The sequence below is a fragment of the Gillisia limnaea DSM 15749 genome, assembly GCF_000243235.1.
Classification (GTDB): domain Bacteria; phylum Bacteroidota; class Bacteroidia; order Flavobacteriales; family Flavobacteriaceae; genus Gillisia; species Gillisia limnaea.
In genome coordinates, this window is the sequence record NZ_JH594605.1 from 1 (window position 1) to 4,559 (window position 4,559).

Consider the following 4,559-nt stretch of genomic DNA (forward strand, 5'->3'; position numbering starts at 1 on the left):
TCAACCACCGTGGGAAATCCAACGAATCGAAATTCAAGCAGTATAAAACAAAAGCCTGCAAAGGCTGCCCGGTTCGCGAGCTATGTACGACGGCAAAAAACGCGAGGATCCTGGCAAGGAATATTTACACTCCTGTTTATGAACAAAATAAAAAAAATATGGAGGCTGATCCCCAATTGTACCGCCGCAGGCAAGCAATTGTAGAACATCCCTTTGGAACCATGAAAAGACAATGGGGTTTTGATCATATCCTTTCCAAGAAAGGAAAGAAACGGGGCCTCTGCAGATGTTGGCTTTATCTTTATTGCTTATAATCTCAGACGCATATTAAATCTGATAGGTGAAAAAGCATTGAAAGGGGTACTGGAACCCAATTATGCTTATTTTTCTACCTTTATGAACGGGTGTAGAACAATTTTGGTGTTCATCCTCACTTTTAATTACAACATCCATAATTCCCACTTTATTTTTAAGCCTGCTACAAAAAGGCTTATTTTAGTCCGAAATTGGCAGAACTACTAAGGTTATTAGACAGACTGCCGTTGCATGCAATAAAACGGGCTTCTGGAAATTAAAATGGATTTTGGGGAAAGGTTACTAAAATGTGGACAACTCCTGGAATTAAATCAAGGGAGCGGACAAAGGAAGGCTCCCTTTTTCAGACTTGTGCGATTGAAATCGTTGAGAGTTTTACTATCAGAACGTTGACACGTACCAAAGTCTGAGGAAAGGTAGCGGAAAGAAACCATATTTTCTATGGAGGATTTCCGGTAATTTTACAGTTTAATTCCAGGAGTTGGACTCGTAGCCCGAATTTTTTACCAACGATGCTTTATCCAGCGCGAGAGGATAAAGACACATAAGTAAAAATAAAATCCATTTTAAAAGAAATTATTGTAGCACCCGTCTGACTTCGTAATTTTTGATTCGCATTATTAACCAAATAATGCTAAATTACTGCACGCAACGGCGCATAAGCGCCATTTGAAAAAAAACGGCGCTTATACGCAGACGTTGGGCAAAATTATTATGAAAAATTACGTTTTAATATTTTTAATTATTCTGACTATAGGTTGTAAAAATGAAAAACCTGATAAAAAAATCGATTTAGATGATTACGTTGAGAAAAAAGAAGTACCAAAAACTGACAGAAAAATTGATACCTTAATTCGCGATTCCACTTTAATCAGAAAAGGCCCAGCCTATTTTATAACTCTTACTGATGGAAAAAAGAGAGATAGTATCATTGCATTTTGTTCTTGTCAAAAGGATAAAAAGAACAACACAATAAAAATTCAATTAACGACAGCAATTCCAACAAAAAAAGAATTAGATACGCTTAAAGAAACAGACAGAAAATCGAATAAGGTTTTACAACTAATTGACTTAGGATATTTAGATGATATAAACGGTCAGTTCAAATTTTTGACAATTGAAATAAAAGATAGTCTCATACAAAACATCCGTCTCCTATCTAAATCTACGGATCCTGAGTATGATGAAAAGTATTTTGATTCCACCTCAATTAAAAGCTACAAGATTCAAATATCGAAATTTGACTACTCAATAGCTTCGGACATCTACGGTGATTTTAAAATAGTCTTGGAAGAAGATTTTGGCTTATTTGAAAAAGATAGAAATGTTAAAGGTTATTTTGAATGTAATAACTGGCGGATTACAACCAAGGAAGAAATAATGGAGTGGAATATTAAGGAATCGTTTGAAAAAAGAAATGAAAATAGAGGGTTTAGAGTGATAGAATAACTTTGCCCAACATCGTTTAACAGCAAATAGCGGGCATTCTGCTGAAAAGTGTTATTTTAGACATCAAGTAAAAAACAACTAAGCCGACAAGTTTGCGTCCCTACTCCACGCCACTTGCGTTAAACAAGACCGTTGTACACAAGGCTGAAAAAACTCACGATAACGAATGAACGATAGAATTATAAATTGGAATCTTGACCCAGTAATTTTTTGGATAACAGAATCTTTTCCTTTGAAATATTATGGCTTGTTTTTTATGATTGGTATCCTTTTAGCATTTTATGTTGAGAAGCGTATTTACGCTAAAGAAAATATACCAATCGAAAATTTAGACAAGTTATTTATTTACGTTGTTGTTGGAATACTTTTAGGAGCAAGACTTGGACATTGTTTGTTTTATGACCCTTCATACTATTTTGCAAATCCACTCGAAATTTTACTACCAATTAAAAAAATTGGCGATTCTTATCAATTCATCGGATTTCAAGGATTGGCAAGTCACGGAGGAACAATTGGAGTGTTAATAGCAATCGGAATTTATTGTAAAAAGTATAAAACAAATTTTTTATCGGTTTTAGACAAAATTTCAATTGTTGCACCAATAGTTGCGGCCTTTATCAGATTTGGGAATTTTATGAACTCTGAAATTTATGGAAAACCAACAAATGGAAATTGGGGAGTAGTTTTTCAAAGAGATGATTTAATACCAAGACATCCAACTCAACTATATGAGGCATTTTCATATCTTTTAATATTTGGGATATTGGTGCTAATCTATAAGAAGAAAAAGGAAAAATCTAACGGACTGATTTTAGGATTAGCATTAGTATTGATATTTTTAGCAAGATTTATAATCGAGTTTTTTAAAGAAAATCAAGTCGATTTTGAAAGCGGAATGTTAATTAATATGGGACAAATTTTGAGCGTTCCTTTTATAATTATCGGACTGATTTTAATACTTGCGAGGAAAAAGCCCAGTGTACAACACAGTATATAAGCTATGGCTTGGTCTGTGCCTATTTGGAAAATTTATGGATTTCCAAAAGTTAGTTTATATTTGGAGAGGTTCGTGCTGAAACACGCCACAGCTCATATACATAAACGTTCTACACCATTTGACCTACTCAAGCAAAAAGAAATATGAGATTTTTAGATACCTTTAAGAATGCTCTAACTAAAAAGCCAAGAAGTGCTACTGAGTTTGTCGGTAAATTCATTGGAGACAGCAAGAGGCAAAGAGTGCAGTTAGAATTAATTAGAGAAAGTGAAATTATTATTCAAGTTGATTCGCTAAGACAAACTCCCTCCTGGTTTAAAATATTCGATGTCGATAAAGCTAAATTCAGAAACGGATTTGTAATATTTTTTATAATTGATCAAAAGGATATTGAGAAGAACGAGAAATATATCCTTTACAAAAATTCGGACCTGACTCTATTAGAACAGAACGAAATGTTTGAAGAAACACCGATTCGGACTTTTGCTAAGTTTATAGAGGAAACAGATGATCCTGTTTATTTAGGAAGAGAAATGAAAAAAATCCTTGACAAAATAACCTCTTTAAACGAAAAAGATCCACAAGCTTTGTTCAACTTGAGGTATTTAAAAGAAGAAAAAACGGTGTAGAACAATGTATAAAAACAATGCTTAAACCAATCTCGAATCCAAATTCCTTGCTCGCTTGCTGCGCTGATTGTCCTGCGGACAATCACGCTCGCCAGCTCGCACTGTTTTTATACGAGACGTTGCATGCAATAAAACGGGCTTCTGGAAATTAAAATGGATTTTGCGGAAAGGTTACTAAAATGTGGACAACTCCTGGAACTGTTGCGCTGAATTTAAAAGATTGAAAAATGATTAAAATGGAGTTCGTTGATTTTTACTCAAACCTAAAAGATTTGAGTTCTTATTCTGACTTTTACTCAAGATTGTTAGCTACAAAAATTGAATGATTTTAAAGATAAATCGCTGAAATTACTCGGACGTGAAAAAGTCAAATGAAAATGAGAATTAAAGAACAAAACTGGTTTAAAAGATTTTCGCTGACTTTTACTCGAACCGAAGATTTGAGTTCTTATTCTGACTTTTACTCAGGATTGTTAGCTACAAATAATTGAATGATTTTAAAGATAATTCGCTGACATCGCTCAGATGTGAAAAGTGACAAAATCAGTGAGGATTAAAATGACAATATTTATAAAAAAAATGCTTACTCGGATAAAAGCTACTAGCCACAACATCGGTTAAGCCCAAATAGCGGGTATTTCAACAAAAAGTAATATTTTAGTCACCAAGAAATAAACAACTAAGCCGACAAAAACGTGTCCCTACTCCACGCCACTTGGCTTAACCAAGACCGTCAGACTGTCTAAAAACCTTCCTTTTTCTTAATAACTTTGTTGACTACTTTTTCAGGATCGTTTTCGTTCTTTTTAGAACTTTGGGTATCTTCATGCTATGAAATTTATTATAGGAAAAGATCGGAAACAAGCTGCTTTGTTTCCTGTTTCATTAGAAGAAAGTATTGAGACAGAGAATGAAGTCCGTGCCATCGAGCTCTTTGTCAACAGCCTTGATTTGGAAAAAATGGGTTTTAAGGTACGCTTTCCCGAAGGAGGAAGACCCGCTTATCACCCTGCGGTACTGCTTAAATTGTTCATCTATGGGTATTTGAACCGGATACGTTCCTCCCGGATTTTTGGAGAAGGAATGCAGGCGCAACATTGAAATGATGTGGCTCATTGAACAACCTTTCCCCGGATCACAATACCATTGCCAACTTCAGAAAGGACAAT

Annotated in this window: 3 protein-coding genes and 2 pseudogenes; all 5 read left to right on the forward strand. The window is 34.7% G+C overall.

The annotated features are described in order from the left end of the window. Nucleotides 1-339, forward strand: a pseudogene (locus tag GILLI_RS17815) (transposase); the annotation flags it as partial. Nucleotides 340-1,029: 690 nt separating this feature from the next. Beyond that, nucleotides 1,030-1,764, forward strand: coding sequence for a hypothetical protein (locus tag GILLI_RS00015; RefSeq protein WP_006987058.1), 735 nt, complete (start codon nt 1,030-1,032; stop codon nt 1,762-1,764). Between the two features lie 166 nt (nt 1,765-1,930). Continuing rightward, the gene (gene lgt, locus GILLI_RS00020) at nt 1,931-2,761 is read left to right on the forward strand and encodes a prolipoprotein diacylglyceryl transferase (RefSeq protein WP_006987059.1); all 831 of its coding nucleotides are present in this window, start codon (nt 1,931-1,933) and stop codon (nt 2,759-2,761) included. Nucleotides 2,762-2,904: 143 nt separating this feature from the next. Then, a complete protein-coding gene (locus GILLI_RS00025; RefSeq protein WP_006987060.1) occupies nt 2,905-3,390 on the forward strand; it encodes a hypothetical protein in 486 nt (161 codons plus the stop codon). An 831-nt stretch (nt 3,391-4,221) separates the two neighbouring features. Further along, a pseudogene (locus GILLI_RS00030) lies at nt 4,222-4,559 on the forward strand (transposase); the annotation flags it as partial.

Excerpts from the sequence above, each read along its gene's own strand:
- GILLI_RS00025 (WP_006987060.1), top strand. The coding sequence starts at position 2,905 with ATGAGATTTTTAGATACCTTTAAGAATGCTCTAACTAAAAAGCCAAGA.
- lgt (WP_006987059.1), top strand. The coding sequence starts at position 1,931 with ATGAACGATAGAATTATAAATTGGAATCTTGACCCAGTAATTTTTTGG.
- GILLI_RS00015 (WP_006987058.1), top strand. The coding sequence starts at position 1,030 with ATGAAAAATTACGTTTTAATATTTTTAATTATTCTGACTATAGGTTGT.